At 64.4% G+C, this 14986-nt stretch carries 14 protein-coding genes; 5 read left to right on the forward strand and 9 right to left on the reverse strand.

What is annotated here, in order from left to right; all coding sequences use genetic code 11:
- Positions 1-726, forward strand: a complete 726-nt coding sequence (locus ACZ5Y5_RS13885; protein WP_464811091.1) for a dienelactone hydrolase family protein — start codon at positions 1-3, stop codon at positions 724-726.
- Here ACZ5Y5_RS13885 and ACZ5Y5_RS13890 read toward each other — a convergent pair.
- Positions 719-1504, reverse strand: a complete 786-nt coding sequence (locus ACZ5Y5_RS13890; protein WP_464811092.1) for an SIMPL domain-containing protein — start codon at positions 1502-1504, stop codon at positions 719-721. The genes ACZ5Y5_RS13885 and ACZ5Y5_RS13890 overlap by 8 nt on opposite strands.
- Before the next feature lie 122 nt (positions 1505-1626).
- Between ACZ5Y5_RS13890 and ACZ5Y5_RS13895 the strand changes: the two genes are divergently transcribed.
- Positions 1627-2448 carry a DUF1206 domain-containing protein gene (locus ACZ5Y5_RS13895; protein ID WP_464811093.1) on the forward strand — a complete coding sequence of 274 codons (822 nt, stop codon included), beginning with the start codon at positions 1627-1629 and terminating at the stop codon, positions 2446-2448.
- Here the strand turns inward: ACZ5Y5_RS13895 and ACZ5Y5_RS13900 are convergent.
- Genes ACZ5Y5_RS13900 through ACZ5Y5_RS13910 form a run of 3 tightly spaced genes read right to left on the reverse strand, consistent with a single transcriptional unit; the run spans position 2445 to position 4623 of the window.
- The gene (locus tag ACZ5Y5_RS13900; RefSeq protein ID WP_464811094.1) at positions 2445-2723 is read right to left on the reverse strand and encodes a hypothetical protein; all 279 of its coding nucleotides are present in this window, start codon (positions 2721-2723) and stop codon (positions 2445-2447) included. The genes ACZ5Y5_RS13895 and ACZ5Y5_RS13900 overlap by 4 nt on opposite strands.
- Positions 2723-4306, reverse strand: a complete 1584-nt coding sequence (locus tag ACZ5Y5_RS13905; protein WP_464811095.1) for a PepSY domain-containing protein — start codon at positions 4304-4306, stop codon at positions 2723-2725. The genes ACZ5Y5_RS13900 and ACZ5Y5_RS13905 overlap by 1 nt, the downstream gene beginning before the upstream one ends.
- Entirely contained in the window at positions 4303-4623 is a 321-nt protein-coding gene (locus ACZ5Y5_RS13910; protein WP_464811096.1) for a hypothetical protein, read from the reverse strand. Before ACZ5Y5_RS13910 ends, ACZ5Y5_RS13905 begins: the two co-directional genes overlap by 4 nt.
- 139 nt (positions 4624-4762) lie before the next feature.
- Between ACZ5Y5_RS13910 and ACZ5Y5_RS13915 the strand changes: the two genes are divergently transcribed.
- Positions 4763-5659 (forward strand): LysR family transcriptional regulator, encoded by an 897-nt coding sequence (locus ACZ5Y5_RS13915; protein ID WP_464811097.1) that lies wholly within the window; start codon positions 4763-4765, stop codon positions 5657-5659.
- Here ACZ5Y5_RS13915 and ACZ5Y5_RS13920 read toward each other — a convergent pair.
- From ACZ5Y5_RS13920 to ACZ5Y5_RS13930, 3 genes are read right to left on the reverse strand one after another with little or no spacing between them, the layout of a single operon-like run.
- Positions 5656-7020: an efflux transporter outer membrane subunit gene (locus ACZ5Y5_RS13920; RefSeq protein WP_464811098.1), complete on the reverse strand. Its 1365-nt coding sequence runs from the start codon at positions 7018-7020 to the stop codon at positions 5656-5658. The two genes, ACZ5Y5_RS13915 and ACZ5Y5_RS13920, sit on opposite strands and share 4 nt — an antisense overlap.
- Positions 7017-10157 carry an efflux RND transporter permease subunit gene (locus ACZ5Y5_RS13925; RefSeq protein ID WP_464811099.1) on the reverse strand — a complete coding sequence of 1047 codons (3141 nt, stop codon included), beginning with the start codon at positions 10155-10157 and terminating at the stop codon, positions 7017-7019. The genes ACZ5Y5_RS13920 and ACZ5Y5_RS13925 overlap by 4 nt, the downstream gene beginning before the upstream one ends.
- A 9-nt stretch (positions 10158-10166) precedes the next feature.
- Entirely contained in the window at positions 10167-11312 is a 1146-nt protein-coding gene (locus tag ACZ5Y5_RS13930) for an efflux RND transporter periplasmic adaptor subunit (RefSeq protein ID WP_464811100.1), read from the reverse strand.
- A 264-nt stretch (positions 11313-11576) separates the two neighbouring features.
- On the opposite strand from ACZ5Y5_RS13930, the gene ACZ5Y5_RS13935 reads away from it, so the two are divergent.
- Positions 11577-12311, forward strand: a complete 735-nt coding sequence (locus tag ACZ5Y5_RS13935) for a response regulator (protein WP_464811101.1) — start codon at positions 11577-11579, stop codon at positions 12309-12311.
- The gene (locus ACZ5Y5_RS13940) at positions 12308-13678 is read left to right on the forward strand and encodes an ATP-binding protein (protein WP_464811102.1); all 1371 of its coding nucleotides are present in this window, start codon (positions 12308-12310) and stop codon (positions 13676-13678) included. The genes ACZ5Y5_RS13935 and ACZ5Y5_RS13940 overlap by 4 nt, the downstream gene beginning before the upstream one ends.
- On the opposite strand, the gene ACZ5Y5_RS13945 is transcribed toward ACZ5Y5_RS13940, so the two are convergent.
- Positions 13659-14294 carry an ATP-binding cassette domain-containing protein gene (locus ACZ5Y5_RS13945; protein WP_464811103.1) on the reverse strand — a complete coding sequence of 212 codons (636 nt, stop codon included), beginning with the start codon at positions 14292-14294 and terminating at the stop codon, positions 13659-13661. The genes ACZ5Y5_RS13940 and ACZ5Y5_RS13945 overlap by 20 nt on opposite strands.
- Positions 14284-14982 carry a molybdate ABC transporter permease subunit gene (modB, locus tag ACZ5Y5_RS13950; RefSeq protein WP_464811104.1) on the reverse strand — a complete coding sequence of 233 codons (699 nt, stop codon included), beginning with the start codon at positions 14980-14982 and terminating at the stop codon, positions 14284-14286. The genes ACZ5Y5_RS13945 and modB overlap by 11 nt, the downstream gene beginning before the upstream one ends.
- Between the last annotated feature and the right edge of the window lie 4 nt (positions 14983-14986).

The raw sequence follows: 14986 nt of genomic DNA on the forward strand, positions 1-14986 counted from the left end.
ATGAGTGCGCCTGAGCCGTTCGACTATGCTCATGATGGCTTGAAACTCTCAGGCCGCATCGCGCGCCCGGAAGGCTCCGGCCCTCATCCCGCCATCCTCGTCATGCATTCTGCGCTCGGTCCCGACCAGCAGACGGCAGATCGGGCGCAGGACTTGGCGAAACTCGGCTATGTCGCGCTGGCGACGGACCTTTACGGGCTCGGGCCCGCAGGTCCGGACCTCGACTATATGCCGCTATTCCAGCAGTATCAGGAACAACCCGATCTGCTGCGCGGTCGTATCCTCGCGGGATATGAAGCCCTTCGCGCACTCCCCGAAGTGGATGCAGGACGTATCGCCGCGATCGGCTATTGCTTCGGCGGCCAATGCGTATTGGAACTGGCGCGCAGCGGAGCCGATGTGCGATCCGTCGTCAGCTTCCACGGTCTCCTGCGCACCGCCCGGCCAGCCCAACCCGGCACGGTCAAGGCGCACATGCTGGTCCTCACCGGCGCGAAGGACCCCTTCGTCCCCGAAGAAGATGTGCGCCGCTTCCAGGAAGAAATGACAGCGGCGCAAGCGGACTGGCAACTCACCGTCTATGGCGATGGCTACCACTCCTTCACCGCCCCGGAAGCCGCTAAGTTGAATTACGAAGGCATCCGCTACGACCCGCTGCTCGACCGCCTCTCCTGGGCGCAGGCCACCGCGTTTCTCGACACGACGCTCGGCAGCCCCTCTACCTAGTCAAGGCGAACTGGACCGACACCGTTGCGCCCAGCGTCAATTCACCCGGCGCGACGGGGCTAGGCGGCGGGGGTGGAGCAGGTGGCGCACCAGCCATGCGTCCCGTGACGAAGATCGGCTGCGGATAATAGCCGCCGCCCTCGCTGATCGAAATGATACGAGAGATCCGCAGCCCAGCCGCACGCGCATAAAGTTCGGCCCGTGACCGCGCTTCCTTCACCGCTTCGACCCGCGCTTCGTCCAGCGCCGCCTTGGGCTCATCCAGTGTGAAGGACGGCCCATCCACCTGATTGGCCCCCGCGGACACCAGCGTGTCTATGATTCGGCCCATCTCGCCCAGCTTGCGCACCCGGACCTGCACATTGTTCCGCGCCTCATAGCCGATGATCCGCGGCGGCTGCGGCTGAGTAGGTGCGACATAGGGCTCGCGCGTCATGCGGGCGCGCATCTGCGCTTCCTGCTCTGGATTGGAATATTGCGGTTGCAGCGACAGCGCCGATGTCTGGATGTCGCGGTCGGCAATGCCAGCGCGCTTCAAAGCTTTCACCACCTCATCCATCCGCGTCGCATTGGCGGCCAGCGCCTCGCCGCCATTCTTCCCCTGCGTCACGACGCCTGCCGAAAAGACGGCAAGGTCGGGCACCCTGCGGCTCTGGCCCTCTCCGCTGACGACCAGCAATGTCTCCTCGGCTGTCAGCACAGGACTTGCGGCAGGCAGCTGTGCCTCAACCGCCGGAGCCAGGCCTGCTGCAAGGGCCAAAAAGGCTAAGCTTTTCATCCGCATTCCCTCCATCATTGCCGAAGCGGAACGTCTATCTCGGCATCGGGTTGCAAAATGCCCCGCCATGACAGCAACTCCACGGCGCGGCCTGCGTTGAGCAGCGCGGAGGCCTTATGAAGATGAATCGACAATCCCCGGCGGGCTGGTTAACCATCTTTGCCCGGCTGGGCTTCGCGGCACGCGGTCTCGTCTATCTGCTGATCGGCGTCTTCGCCATCGACGCCGCGCTGAATGGCGGACGGCCCAGCGACAATCAGGGCGTGATGGGAACGGTGGCCGATGCGCCCGGTGGTCGCTGGCTGCTGCTGCTGTGTGCGCTCGGCTTTGCAGGTTACGCTTTCTGGCGGCTGACCGAAGCGGCGCTCGACCCCGAACGTCGCGGGCAGAGCATGAAGGGTAAGTTCGAACGCGCGGGCTATGCAGTGAGCGGCATCATCCATATCGGCCTTGCCGCCGCTGCTGTCCGGCTCGCCACGCGGCAGGCCCCGTCGCCCAATGGCGCTCCGGGCGATGAAGCCATGCAGGATTGGTCGGCCTGGCTGATGGAACAGCCTGCAGGTCCCGTCCTTCTGGGACTCGCCGCCCTGCTGCTCTTCGCCACAGCGGCGGCGCAGGCGATCAAGGCCTATAAGGCGCGCTTCGACGAGCTTGCGGGCGATGTTCCTGCCCCCGACAAGGTTCGCCTGCTCGGCCGCGTCGGCTATGCGGCGCGCGCGCTCGTGTTCGCGCTGATGGGCTGGTTCCTGCTGAACGTGGTCCTCCACCATAATCCGGAAGAGGCGGGCGGCCTGGGCGCGGCCTTGCGGCACTTGCGGGCGCAGGATCATGGGCCGTTGCTGCTACTCGTGGTCGCCATCGGACTGGCGCTCTTCGGGCTCTTCAGCCTTGTGGAGGCGCGCTATCGCCATCTTCATGTGATTACGCCAAGGATGGGCCGCTAATTTCCGCTACGAACGCGGGCTACGGACTTGGCGAGCCAAAGCGCGGCCAGCCATCCCGCGACCGCGCAGCCGCCGAACCAGATCAGCCACATCGCCGCATCCCCGGTCAGCGCGATGAGCAATCCCGGCAGCACCACGCCCAGCACATAAAGATAGCGCTTGGCCCGCCCATGGCCGCCAGTCAATCCCGCCGCCCGCCTCCGCTTGGGATCGCCAAGAGCGAGCAGAAGGATGAAGGCGACAGAAGCTGTCATGGCCACAAAGGTTATGGTCATCACTCGGCCGCCTGAAGCACTGCCGACCGACGACGCACGCCCGCCCATTGCGAAGCAAGGCGGGCAATCACCCACGCGCCCGCAAGCAGCAGGATGCAATCGACCGCCGCGATGATCGGCTGCCCCGCACGGATCGCCTCGCCCCAGCCCGCACCGCCCATGAACAGGCGGAGCAGCGGCAGGCCAAGCAGCAGCAAACTGATTGCGCCCTCCAGCACGGGTCCGAACTTCTCGCGATCCCGTATCAGGAATCCGCCCAGGATCACCGCCGCCGATGCGATCAGGAACCCGGCGGGCGTCCAGAACAGGGCGTGCCCCGACGATGTGGTCAGGAAAAATGCCGCCGCGGTGGACAGCAGCGCGAATGGCAAGCCAAGGCCGACGATCGTCACCAGGCGATCAAGCCACCCCAGCGACCGCGCCTCGGACGCTCGTTTCGCCACCCAGAGGCGCAGGCCGGTCAATGTCACATAGCACATGGCAAAGCCCAGCCCGAACCAGACCGCCTTCGACAGCAGGCCCGCGAAATTGCCGAAGTGCAGCGGCGACATGATCGCGGCAAGCGTCCCGCCCGCCGATGGCTCGGCGCCGATTAGCGGCTTTACCTGTTCGAAGCGCCCATCGGCACCCGCGTAAAGCAGGCTGATGGGCATGACGCCGCCTTCTTCTGGCGGGTGGAAGGTCGTGACCTTGGCGTCGGCTCGTCCGAAATTTTCTACCGTGACGAATGTCGGGATCTCGCCCGTCCGCCGAATCGCATCGCTTGTGATCCGATCCAGCCCGCTGGTCGCCACAGGCCGAGGGTCCGGCTTCCCCGGATTGCCGAAGACGCTATCGTTCAGCGCCTCCACATCCCCGCCAAAAGCCGCCATGGCGACGATCGGCACGCCGACCGTTCCGAAAAAGGAAAAGAAGCTGCCGGTGAAGGCGAGGATGAAGGCGAAGGGCAGGCTCCATGTCCCCGCGACGCTGTGCCGGTCGCGATTGAACAGCACCGGATTGGCCTTACGCCTCAGCGTGAAGATGTCCTTGAAAAGATGCCGGTGGATCATCACGCCGGAAATGGCCGCGACCAGCATGGCAAGACCCAATATGCCGGTCAGCAGCAGGCCCCAGGGGTTGGGAATATGCAGCCGCACATGCGTATCGACCAGGAAATGGCTCAGCGCATCGTCATTGCGCGGGCCGAACACTTCTTCGCCAGTTCCCACCTTCCGCTCGACTATGCGGCCGTCGCGATCGACCTGATAATAGATGCCGCGGCTGACGAATGTGCCGTCGGGATCGGTTTCATGGCGGTGGAAAAAAGCGCCCAATTGATGGTCGCCGACTTCGAACAGATCGACGCCTTCATGATATTTGGGCGGCGTTTGCTGACCCAGACTTTCCACCGTCTGTCCGATTGGCCGTTCGAAGGCTGAACTGGTCGATACATGACCGGCCGACCAGATGCCGATTTCTTCCGCGAACACCGCCGCCGTGCCGGTCAGGATCACGGCATAAAGGACCAGCCCGAGCAGGATGCCGGACCAGCCATGGACCGCCACCATCAGCTTCGTTTCATTTTTCGGAAGGTGGATCATCGGCCTGCCACCCCCGCTGCTGCCGAACGACCGAGAAATTTATGGGCAAGCAGCCCGCCATGGCTGACCAGCAGCAGCGCCGCGACGAGCGCAACCCGGCCGATGCTGCGGTCGAGGCAGGCATGGAAGAAGAGTACCGCCCAGATCAGCGGTGCCAGCACCAGCGGCATAACCAGATTGTCGATCCCGGCTCGTCCCCCCGGCAGCCATAGCGCCATGCCAGCCATAATGACCACCGTCACCACGATGGCCCCCGGCCCGGCAAGCAGGATGCGGACCCAGCGGCGGCCGCCCGCGGTGATGGCTTTGCTGATCATCAGCCTTTCATAGCCTGACGATCAGATGATGCAAGTCATTAGCATTAACGAGCCATCTCTATGAGTCTCCGCCCTTTCCCTTCGGCGAACCTTCCTGATATGCGGCTGTAAACCACCCGCGAAAGGAAGACCCGCGCCCATGAAGATGCACCAGCTGCGCGCCTTAGCGGAGGTCGTGAAGGCCGGCAGCATCCAGCGGGCCGCGCGAGCGATGAACCTGTCGCAACCGGCGCTTAGCAAGTCGATCCGCGAACTGGAGCGCCAACTTGGCGTCCCCTTGCTGGTGCGCGGCGCGACCGGGGCGACGCTGACCCCATTCGGCGCGATCCTTTCGAAACGCTATGAAGTCATGCAGAAGGAGCTGGACAAGGCCCGCGAGGAGATCGACTGGCTAAAAGGCACGCTCGGCGGGCGGCTGCTCGTCGGCATTTCGCCGCCCGCCGCCGGTGCAGGCATCGCAACCCTGTTCGGTAGCTTCCGCCAGCGCCAGCCTGCCGTCGAACTGGAGCTGCTGGAATTGCGGCCTGCTCAAATCTTCGACGCGGTGCGCAGTGGCGTCATCGACCTGGGCATCGTCCATCATTATGGCGAAACCGACCTCGCCGGGCTGCAATACGTCACCTTGAAAAGCTATCAGACAGTCCTCGCGGTCGGCGGACAGGACAGGGCGCTTCCCCAGACCATCGAAGAATTGTGGGAGAGGGAATGGATCACCAGCGACCTTGCCGACCATGCCGACGGTTATATCTCGGTCCTGTCCGCGCGCCTTGGCATAGACCCGCCGAGCCGCCTGTTCCGCTGCACCTCGATCGCGATCCTTTTCGAATTGTCGGAGCAGCCGCAGCTGGTCAGCCACTGGGCCGACGACATCAACCCCTATCTCGACATGAAATTCGCGTCCGGCGCCCTGACCAGGCTGGACCTCGGCATCGACCTTCCCGCAATGGACATTGCGCTGGTCTATAAGGATGACGAGCTTCTGTCCCCCGGCGGAACGCTGCTGACGAAGATCGTGCGCTCGGCGTTCAACCTCTAAAAGTCCGCGCCGATCACGCGATAGAGCGCGATCCGGTTCTGCAGCAGTTCAAGGTCGGTCGCGATCGCGCTGCGCCGCGCCGCATAGAGCGATCGCTGGTTCACCAGCGTCGTGAGGAACGGGTCGATCCCCGCGCGATAGCGCTGTTCCGACAGCGCATAGGCTTGCTCATTGGACAGGACCAAGGCCCGCTGCGCCTGCTGCTGGTCGCCGATCGTGCCTGCGCGCGCCAGCGCGTCCGCCACCTCGCGAAACGCGCTCTGGATCGCGCCTTCATAGGCGGCAAGAGCGGCGTCGCGCTGCGCCTTGCTATATTCGATATTGCCGCGCATCCCGCCACCGAAGATCGGCAGGCTGGCAGAGGGCGCAGCCGTCCAGGTGAAAGCGCCACCGCTGAACAGAGACGACAGCGCCGAACTCGCCACTCCGATTGCCGTTGTCAGGCTGATCCTGGGGAACATGGCCGCGCGCGCCGCGCCGATATCGGCGTTCGCCGCCTGCAACTGATGCTCCGCCTGCAGCACATCGGGCCGCTGCAGCAGCACTTCGGACGACAGGCCAGCGGGCACTTGCGCGGTCGATCCCACCAGAGCCTGCAAGGAAACCGGCAGCAGCGCCTCCTCCACAGGAGCCCCCGCAAGCAGGTCGATGGCATTGCGGTCCTGCGCCACCTGCGTGACCGTCGCCGCCACATCGGACCGGGCCTGTTCGACGATGGTCTCCGCCTGATGCACGTCCAGCTTGCCCGACAGACCAACGCCGTTCAGCGACCGGGTCAGCTTCAACGTCCGCTCCGCACTGGCCAGCGTGTCGCGCGACACGGCAAGCAATTGCTGATCGGCCGCCAGCGTCGCATAGGCGCTCGTCGTTTCCGCTACCAAGGCGATGCGGGCCGCACGCGCCCCTTCCTGCGTCGCCAGATAGGATTGCAGCGCCGCTTCGGACAGATTGCGCAATCGCCCGAACAGGTCGATCTCAAATGCGCTGAATCCCACATCCGCGCTGTAGCTGTCCTGCCGCTGGTCATTGCGGCGGCTGAATGTCGCCCCCGCATCCGCAGTCACGGTGGGCAACTGCGCGGCCCGCTGAACACGATATTGCGCCCGCGCGGCGAGCACATTGGCGAGCGTAACGCGCAGATCGCGATTATTCGCCAGTGCCTGCTCGATCACAGTGCGCAGCCGCTCGTCCCCGATCAGTGCGTTCCACGGCAACCCCGCCTTCTGCGCCGCATCCGCCGCCGGATAGGCCGCACCGCTCGGCCAGGCAGGAGGCACTGGCGCTGCCGGCCGCTCATATGCCGGGGCAAGGTTGCAAGCAGCCAGCGCGACCGTGCAGCTCAAGACGGCAAGCCGCTTCATGCCGTCACCTCCGTTGCGGCCGCGGGCGGCGGACTGCCCTTGCGCGTGAAGAAGCGCATGATGGTGAAGAAGAACAGCGGGACGTAGAAAATCGCCAGCAGCGTGCCCGTCAACATACCGCCCGCGACCGCCGTGCCGATGGCGATGCGACTCTGCGCGCCCGCGCCATGCGCCAGGGCCAGCGGCATGACGCCCGCGATAAACGCCAGCGACGTCATGATGATCGGCCTGAACCGCAGCTTCGCCGCTTCGATCGCCGCGCTCATCGCATCCTTGCCTTCGCGATAGGCAAGCTCGGCGAATTCGACGATCAGGATCGCATTCTTCGCCGCCAGCCCCATGGTGGTCAGCAAACCAACCTGGAAGAAGATATTATTCTCCAGCCCCCGCGCCCACACGGCGACAACTGCGCCCACCAGACCCAGAGGAATGACGAACAGCACCGCCAACGGCACCGACCAGCTTTCATACAGCGCCGCGAGGCATAGAAAGACGACTAGAACCGACAGCGAATAGAGCAGGGGCGCCTGCCCGCCGGAAAGCTGCTCCTGATAGGAAAGGCCGCTCCAGCTATAGCTGGTCCCCGCCGGCAGCTGCTTTTGCAGGCGCACCATCTCATTCATCGCCTCGCCCGAACTGGCGCCCGGCGCGGCCTGCCCCTGAATTTCATAGGATGACTGGCCATTGAAGCGCGACACGGTGGTCGGCCCCATTTCCCAATGAGTGGTCGCAAAGGCGGAGAAGGGCACCATCTCCCCGGTCGCGGCGGACCGTACCTGCCAGTTCTGAATGTCCGTCGGCAGCGCGCGATAGGGCGCATCGGCCTGCATATAAACGCGCTTCACCCGGCCACGATCGACGAAATCGTTGATATAGGTGCTGCCCCAGGCGGAACTCAGCACATCGTCCACATCGCTCTGCGTCAGGCCCAGCACGGCCAGCTTCTCGCTGTCGATATCGACCTTCAGCTGCGGCGTATCCTCCAGCGTTGCGGCGCGGACGCCTGCCAGCAATGGGCTCTGCCCCGCCGCCGCCAGCAACTGATTACGCAGCGCCAGGAAACGGTCCCGGCTGAGCCCGCCGCTGTTGAGCAGTTCGAAGGTGAAGCCGTTCGACTGCCCAAGGCCGCGAATGGATGGAGGCGTCATCGCCAATATCTTCGCGTCGCGAATGGCGGCAAGCTGCTTGGTGGCGCGCATCGCGATCTCGCTCGCGCTGTTCGCCTTGCCCTTGCGGTCCTCCCATGGGGCCAGGTTGATGAAACCCTGCGCCGTATTCTCACCCTGCCCTGCGAAGCTGAAACCCTGTGCGATGAAGATGTTGCCGACATTATCGGCTTCGTCATTCAGGAAATAGTTGCGCACGCTTTCGATGGCCTGCGTCGTGCGGGAGGATTTGGCGCCCGCCGGCAGCGTCATCTGCACCATCACCTGCCCCTGATCCTCGACCGGCAGGAAGCTGGTGGGCAGCCGGACGAAGAGCAGGGCAAGAATAGCCAGGATCAACACATAGACGCCCCAGAAAAGCGCACGGCGGTGCATCACCTGCTCCAACCGCCGCATATAGCCGCCGGTCACGCGCTCGAACCAGCGGTTGAAGCGGCCCGGCCAACCCTGCTGCCTCCGCTCCTCGCTCGTTGGCTTCAACAGCGTGGCGCATAGTGCTGGCGACAGGATCAGCGCGACGACCACGGACAGCAGCATGGACGACACGATGGTGATCGAAAACTGGCGGTAGATGACGCCTGTCGATCCGCCGAAAAAGGCCATGGGCAGCAGGACTGCCGACAGGACCAGGGCGATGCCCACCAGCGCGCCGCCGATTTCCTCCATCGATTTGATGGTCGCCGTACGCGCGTCCAGCCCTTCCTCATGCATCAATCGCTCGACATTTTCGACGACCACGATCGCGTCATCGACCAGCAGGCCGATGGACAGCACCATGCCGAACAGGGTGAGCGTGTTGATGGAATAGCCAAACAGCGCCAGCACGCCGAACGTGCCGAGCAGAACGACCGGCACGGCCACTGCGGGGATCAGCGTCGCGCGCCAGCTTTGCAGGAACACGAACATCACCACGACGACCAGCCCGACCGCTTCGATCAGCGTCTGGACCACTTCTTCGACCGACAGGCGGATAAAGGGCGTCGTGTCGCGCGGAAAGGCGACGCTGTAACCGTGCGGCAGGTTGGCCGACAGCTCCGCCACCTTCGCCTTCACCAGTTCGGCAGTCTTCAGCGCGTCCGCGCCCGGCGCGAGCTGCAGCGCGACGCCCGACCCCGGATGACCGTTGAGCGCGGCGGAGGAGGCGTAGCTTTCATTGCCCAGCTCCACCCGCGCCACGTCGGACAGATGGACGACCGACCCGTCACTCTGCGTCTTGACGATGATGTTGCGGAACTGCTCCGGCGTCTGCAGGCGCGCGCGCGCCCGCACCGTCGCATTCAGCTGTTGCCCAGCGGGCGCCGGATCAGCGCCGATCTGACCTGCCGACACCTCGACATTCTGCGCCCGGATCGCGTTTTCGACATCCGATGGCATCAACTTGACGGTGGCAAGCTTGTAGGGATCGAGCCAGATCCGCATCGCATATTGCGACCCGAAAATCTGGACCGCGCCCACGCCCTCGATGCGGGAGATCGGGTCCTGGAAATTGTTCACCAGATAGTCGGAAATATCGGTCTGCGTCGAACGGTCGGTGCGGTCATACAGGGCGACCAGCATCAGGAAGTCGGTCTGGGACTTGGTGACGGTAAGGCCCTGCTGCTGCACCGCATTGGGCAGGCGGCTGAGAGCCTGCTGCACCTTGTTCTGCACCTGCACCTGTGCGGTGTCGGGATCGGTGCCCTTCTTGAAAGTAACGGTGATCCGCGCCTGCCCATTGGCGGTCGAGGTCGATGAAAAATACATCAGCCCGTCGATGCCGGTCAGTTGCTGTTCGACCACCTGCGTGACGCTGGTTTCGACCGTGTCGGCGGATGCGCCGGGATAGTTGGCGTTGATGTTGACCGAAGGCGGCGCAATGTCGGGATATTGCGCGATCGGCAGCGACAGCATCGCCCCCAGGCCCGCAAGCATGATGCCGATTGCGATGACCCAGGCGAAGATGGGCCGTTCGATGAAATAGCGGCTCAGCATCGGCGGGTCCTACTTGCCCCGGCCGATGGGCGCCGGGCGCACCGTGTCGCCGGGCTGGACCTTGTCGGTCCCTTCGACGATCAGCCTGTCACCGGCTTTCAGGCCCGCCGTGACAAGCCATTTGTCGCCGATCGCCTGCGCGGCGGTGACGGTGCGCTGCTCGACCTTGTTCCCCTTGGTGACGACCAGCGCCGTCGCATTGCCCTTGGGATCGCGGCTGATGCCTTGCTGTGGGGCGAGAATGCCGCCCGGCACCACGGATTGCGGCGCGACGACGCGCACGAACATGCCGGGCAGCAGCAGGCTGTCCGGATTGGGGAATCGGGCGCGCAGCGTGATCGTGCCGCTATTGGGATCGACGATCGGCTCGGCAAACTCGACCCGGCCCTCCAGCGGATAATCGCTGCCATCGTCCAGCTTCAGCCGGATGACCGCGCTTGCCGGAAGCGCCTTGCCTGCCGCAAGGGCGCGGCGCAGCGCCAGAAGCTGCGCGCTGGACTGGGTGATATCGACGAAGATCGGATCAAGCTGCTGGATGGTGGCGAGCGGGGTCGCCTGGCTGGCCGTCACCAGTGCGCCAGGCGTCACCATCGATCGCCCGATACGGCCGCTGATCGGGGCACGCACCTCGGTAAAGCGCAGGTTTATGCCTGCGGTCTGGAGCGATGCGCGGGCCTGCTGCACGGCGGCCCCGGCCTGCCGCGCCGCCGCGACAACATCGTCACGGTCCTGCGCGCTTACAGCCTCCGTCTGCCCCAGCGCCTGGTAGCGACGCGCCTTGGCCTGCGCGGCGACAGCCGTCGCCTGCGCGTTGGCGAGCGCCGCCTGCGCTTCATCGCGGGATGCGCGGTAGAGCGACGGATCGATCTGGTACAGCGGCTGACCCGCCCGGACATAGGATCCTTCGGTAAACAGCCGCTTTTGGATGACGCCCGCCACCTGAGGGCGGACCTCCGACATCATGGTCGATGCGGTCCGGCCGGGCAATTCCGTCGAGACCGTCACATCCTGTGGCTGCAGCGTCACGACGCCGACCTCCACCACCTTCTTCTCCGGCGGCTTCTTCTGCCCGCAGCCCGTGGCAAGCAGGCACAGCGCAACGGCTGCTGTCGCATAGCGGGAAAGGGAATAGGTGGCGGCAGGGCGCGGCAGCATGGCGGCAGGCATTCCAAACATGTTCAGCGGTGCAGAAAACTTCACCCGGCGCAGGGGGAGGGGGGAGCGCCGGGTGAAGGACGGACCCGCAGCACTGACGCTTGTCAGGCAGGCAGGAACCGACCATTCCTATTTGTCCCGTCGCCTCTATCTTCATAGAGGCAAGATGTCCCATTGTGCATCGCAACATGTCCAATTGTATCTGAACGTATCAACCTGCCGCTCCCCGCAGACATCTCAATCCTCCCAGGTTATTTTAATTCGATGTTTCCTTCATTAAATCACCGCACTCCCCGCCTGATCGTCGTCGATGACGACCCCGACATTCGGGATCTGATCGTCGGGCAACTTCTCCAGGATCATTATGAAGTCCTGTCAGCAGGCAGCGTATCCGAACTGAAGGCAGCGCTCGCCGCCCAGCCCGCCGATCTCATCGTGCTGGACCTCAACCTCCCTGATGGCGACGGCCTAGCCCTTTGCCGCGAACTGCGCAGCCAGGGAAACGACGTCCGCATCATCATGGTTTCGGCCCGGGGAAGCGCCATCGATCGGGTACTCGGATTGGAGCTGGGAGCGGACGATTATCTGACTAAACCCTTCGAACCGCGCGAGCTTCTGGTACGAATCCGCAACCTGCTCCGCCGAACGCAGTCGGACAGCAGCGATCGCCAGCGCGACAAAGGCGCGCGCCTCGCCCGCTTCGGACCGTGGCGGCTAGATCTGTTCCAGCGCAGGTTGATCGCGGAGGATGATCGTCTGGTGATGCTCTCTTCCGCCGAATTCCGCCTGCTCTCCCGCTTCATCGAAGAACCCAATGTCGTCCTGTCGCGCGAACATCTGGTGCCGGAACGGCGAGCGACAGCAGCCTTCGATCGATCCATCGATCTCCAGGTCAGCCGCTTGCGGCAAAAGCTCGCAAGCGCGCCGGGTGGCGAAGAGCTGATCCTCACGGTGCGCGGCGAAGGCTATGTGCTCGCGACCCCGGTATCTTACGAATGATCGGATCGATATCGTCCCGCGCGCGAACCTTCTTCCGGTCGCTGGCCGGACAGATATTCCTGCTGCTCACCATCGGCATGTCTCTGGCCGCGATGATCGCGTTGGTGGTTGCCGAACAAAGCCGCAGCCGGGATTTCCAGCGCTGGCGCATCCAGCGCGTCGTCGCGAGTGCGGAAGATATTGCGCATCGCCTGCAACGTGATCCGCAGCGGGTAGAGGCGATGCTCGCGGCGCAGCAGATCATGGGGGCGGCGCTCGCACCCGAAGGCATCGCCGTGGCCGAGCCGGACGCGGCTCTGGCCAGGGCGCTGCGGGCGCGTTTCGGTCCGGCCTCCAATCCCGAAGCCAGCCAGGTTCCGGCGGGCTTTTGCTTCCCCGCAATACATTATGATCCCTCTGAGCGTGCCGCTGGCGTGATCGACGCCCCCCGTCCGGATTGCTGGATCGTGCGCTTTACCGACAGCACCGGAGCCCGCCGATCGATGGCGCTCAATCTGCCGCGTCTTGCGCGGCCGCCCAGTATGGTGGCAAATCCGCTCTACATGCTGCTGATCGTGATCGCTTCCGCTGGTCTGGCGATCATCGTGGCCCGAATAGTGGCGGAGCCGCTGCGCCGCCTGGAGCATGCGGCAGAGGCCTTTTCCGTATCGCTCGATGCCGAGGAGATACCCGAAAGCGGACCCGAAGAGGTGAGGGCTGCACTATCGACCTTCAATCTGATGCAAAGGCGGGTGCGTGCGGGCTTCGCGGAGCGGACGCAGTTGCTGGCCGCCATCAGCCACGATCTGCAGACGCCCCTTACCCGCCTGCGCCTGCGTCTTGAACTGGTCGAGAATGAGGAACTGCGCGCTCGCCTGCTGCAGGATCATCAGGCGATGCAAACGCTGGTGCGCGAGGGGCTGGACCTCGCGGCCAGCACCGAAGCGCAGGAGGAATGGTCGGTGATCGACATAGACTCCTTGCTGGAAAGTCTGGTCGAGGACGCACAGGATCTGGGGGCGCCACTGCGCTTCACCGGAGGCTGTGGAGGTACGGTGCGGGTCAAGCCGAATGCGCTCAGCCGCTGCATCAGCAACCTCGTCAGCAACGCGATCAAATATGGTGGAAGCGCAGAAATCGGATGTTCGCGGCAAGGCGCGCGTGTCTTGGTCCATGTCCGCGACCGCGGACCGGGAATCCCGCCCGATCAGCTCGACCAGATGTTCGAGCCCTTCACGCGGGGCGCTGCTGGTCAGCCGGGCGGGCGGCCCGGGACCGGCATCGGCCTGACCATCGCCCGCTCGCTGGCGCTCACCTTTGAAGGATCGGTGCGCCTCGTCAACGCGGAGGACGGCGGGCTGATCGCGATCATAGAAATGAAGGGCTGATCTCTACCCGGTGTGTCGCGAGGCAGTCGGCCTCAGCAGGGTTGTGCGTCACATAGACGATCGGGAGTTGAAGCTCGTCGCGGATACGCAGGATGACATCCATGATCTCGCTGCGCCGCGCAGGGTCGATGGAGGCGAGCGGTTCGTCCATCAGCAGCGCTCGCGCACCTGACAGTAGCGCGCGGCCGATCGCCACCCGCTGGACTTCTCCACCCGACAGGCTGCGGGGCCAGCGGCTGAGCAGATGCTCGATGCCAAGAAACGCGACCACTTCCTCCAGTGACATCCACCGATTTTCTGGCCGGGCGAGCCTATGCCCGTAAAGCAGGTTGGCTCGTACGCGGAGATGGGGGAAGAGGCGGCCATCCTGAAACACATAGCCCAGGCGGCGGCGATGTGCGGGTCGGTCGATCGCATGGGCGGCATCAAACAGCATGTCGCCGCCAATGCTTACATGGCCCTCGTCCGGCCGCAGCAGCCCGGCCATCATGTTCAGAACCGATGTCTTGCCCGCTCCCGAAGGTCCCGACAGCAAGGTAAGTCCGGCGGGCGCAATGAAGCGCGCATCAATGAGGTGGCGACCCAGTCTTCTCCGCACCGCGACATCAAAGGACATGACCGCTCCGTTCCGAACGCAGGCGGCGGCTCAGCGCTTCTGAAAGCAGGAGCGCGCCGAGCGACAGGGCGATGGAGATCAGCGCCAGACGCCAAACGGCTGCATCCGCGCCCGGCACCTGCAACGCGCTATAGATTGCAATCGATAGGGTGCGGGTTTCGCCGGGTATGTTGGAGACGAAGGTGATAGTCGCCCCGAACTCTCCGATCGATCGGGCGAAGCCAAGGATGAAGGCCGTCGCGACGCCCGGCAGCGACAACGGTAGCAGGATGGTCCAGAAACAATAAGCCGGACTAGCGCCCAAAGTGCGGGCTGCGTCCTCGATTCGACGATCAACGGCCTCTATCGACAATCGTATCGCCCGAACCATTAGGGGAAGCGCCATGATCCCCGCCGCGATGGCAGCGCCGGTCCATCGGAACATGACAGTTATGCCCAGCCACCGCTCCATGAGGCTGCCGACCGGGCCAGCATGACCCAAGGCGATCAGCAACAGCCATCCTATGACTACGGGCGGGAGCACCAACGGCAGATGCACGGCCGCGTCGAGCAGCAGCTTGCCGGGAAAACGCCCGCGCGCCAGCGCCCATGCCAACGCTAACGCTAAGGGGAGCGTCATGACGACAGCGGCCAGGCTCACCTTCAGCGACAGACGCACAATTTCCCATTCGTCGGCGCTGAGCAGCATGGCC

The organism is Sphingobium sp. TomTYG65, assembly GCF_055395525.1.